The following is a 2,408-nucleotide window of genomic DNA, read 5'->3' on the forward strand; positions in this document are numbered from 1 at the left end:
CGAAAGGTCACGGGGCGATCACCGAAACGGTGGTCGGCAAGGTGAAGATCTTTGACAGTGTGCGCAGGTGAATTGTGTGGACGTCTTGTGCTGGAGGGTTGCGACCTGTCCAAGCAATGCAAGCGTCCCACCAAGTAAAAAGTCAGTAATGAGTTTTGATTGGTTGGGAACATACGCTTCAGAAAGATAGATCGACTTCGGTTGATCGAAAACTTAAGTGAAGAGTTTGATCCTGGCTCAGATTGAACGCTGGCGGCATGCCTAACACATGCAAGTCGAACGGCAGCACAGAGGAGCTTGCTCCTTGGGTGGCGAGTGGCGGACGGGTGAGTAATGCATCGGGATCTACCCTGACGTGGGGGATAACCTCGGGAAACCGGGACTAATACCGCATACGTCCTACGGGAGAAAGCGGGGGACCTTCGGGCCTCGCGCGGCAGGACGAACCGATGTGCGATTAGCTAGTTGGCGGGGTAATGGCCCACCAAGGCGACGATCGCTAGCTGGTCTGAGAGGATGATCAGCCACACTGGGACTGAGACACGGCCCAGACTCCTACGGGAGGCAGCAGTGGGGAATATTGGACAATGGGCGCAAGCCTGATCCAGCAATGCCGCGTGTGTGAAGAAGGCCTTCGGGTTGTAAAGCACTTTTATCAGGAGCGAAATACCACGGGTTAATACCCTATGGGGCTGACGGTACCTGAGGAATAAGCACCGGCTAACTTCGTGCCAGCAGCCGCGGTAATACGAAGGGTGCAAGCGTTAATCGGAATTACTGGGCGTAAAGGGTGCGTAGGCGGTTACTTAAGTCTGTCGTGAAATCCCCGGGCTCAACCTGGGAATGGCGATGGATACTGGGTGGCTAGAGTGTGTCAGAGGATGGTGGAATTCCCGGTGTAGCGGTGAAATGCGTAGAGATCGGGAGGAACATCAGTGGCGAAGGCGGCCATCTGGGACAACACTGACGCTGAAGCACGAAAGCGTGGGGAGCAAACAGGATTAGATACCCTGGTAGTCCACGCCCTAAACGATGCGAACTGGATGTTGGTCTCAACTCGGAGATCAGTGTCGAAGCTAACGCGTTAAGTTCGCCGCCTGGGGAGTACGGTCGCAAGACTGAAACTCAAAGGAATTGACGGGGGCCCGCACAAGCGGTGGAGTATGTGGTTTAATTCGATGCAACGCGAAGAACCTTACCTGGCCTTGACATGTCCGGAATCCTGCAGAGATGCGGGAGTGCCTTCGGGAATCGGAACACAGGTGCTGCATGGCTGTCGTCAGCTCGTGTCGTGAGATGTTGGGTTAAGTCCCGCAACGAGCGCAACCCTTGTCCTTAGTTGCCAGCACGTAATGGTGGGAACTCTAAGGAGACTGCCGGTGACAAACCGGAGGAAGGTGGGGATGACGTCAAGTCATCATGGCCCTTACGGCCAGGGCTACACACGTACTACAATGGTCGGTACAGAGGGTTGCAATACCGCGAGGTGGAGCCAATCCCAGAAAGCCGATCCCAGTCCGGATTGGAGTCTGCAACTCGACTCCATGAAGTCGGAATCGCTAGTAATCGCGGATCAGCTATGCCGCGGTGAATACGTTCCCGGGCCTTGTACACACCGCCCGTCACACCATGGGAGTGGGTTGCTCCAGAAGGCGTTAGTCTAACCGCAAGGGGGACGACGCCCACGGAGTGGTCCATGACTGGGGTGAAGTCGTAACAAGGTAGCCGTATCGGAAGGTGCGGCTGGATCACCTCCTTTCAAGAAACGACGGCGTGAGTCTTCACGCAAGACGTCCACACAAGACACCTGTACTTCACGCGAAGGGTTTGCTTTACGCAACGTCCCTGTTGCGAAGAGCAGACATCAAGACCGGCCATCCATGGCCGGACTCTTCACAACAGCCGCTTCGAACGAGGCTTACGGCCACGTCAAGCGGGACCAGGTAGCTTGGCTCGCGGGTTCTGGGGTTCACCTTTCATGGGTCTGTAGCTCAGGTGGTTAGAGCGCACCCCTGATAAGGGTGAGGCCGGTGGTTCGAGTCCACCCAGACCCACCATGGGGCCATAGCTCAGCTGGGAGAGCACCTGCTTTGCAAGCAGGGGGTCGTCGGTTCGATCCCGACTGGCTCCACCACTCAAGCGCCGCGTGAAGTATCAGCACACACAAGATTTGAAGTCATCCGGCATTGAGGCCGGTGTGACGTTCTTTGAAAACANGTAAACGAGTGACAAGCGTCTTGGTTCGAACCGAACCGAGGCAAGTGTTAAGGCACGAAAACGAAGTAACTTGGCTGCACCTGAGGAGGGTGCATGCCCCGAGGCGACTTGGGGTTATATGGTCAAGCGACTAAGCGTATACGGTGGATGCCTTGGCAGTCAGAGGCGATGAAGGACGTGGCAGCCTGCGA

General features: G+C 56.0%; 2 tRNA genes and 1 rRNA gene. All 3 read left to right on the forward strand.

What is annotated here, in order from left to right:
- Positions 1 to 214 precede the first annotated feature (214 nt).
- The 3 genes from RHOOR92_RS18755 (at position 215) to RHOOR92_RS0111735 (ending at position 2,134) form a co-directional block, all read left to right on the forward strand.
- Positions 215 to 1,759 (forward strand): 16S ribosomal RNA (locus tag RHOOR92_RS18755).
- Positions 1,760 to 1,980: 221 nt separating this feature from the next.
- Positions 1,981 to 2,057, forward strand: a tRNA-Ile gene (locus tag RHOOR92_RS0111730).
- 1 nt (position 2,058) lies between these two features.
- Positions 2,059 to 2,134, forward strand: a tRNA-Ala gene (locus tag RHOOR92_RS0111735).
- Positions 2,135 to 2,408: the final 274 nt, after the last annotated feature.

This window comes from Rhodanobacter sp. OR92 (assembly GCF_000427545.1).
GTDB classification, from domain to species: domain Bacteria; phylum Pseudomonadota; class Gammaproteobacteria; order Xanthomonadales; family Rhodanobacteraceae; genus Rhodanobacter; species Rhodanobacter denitrificans.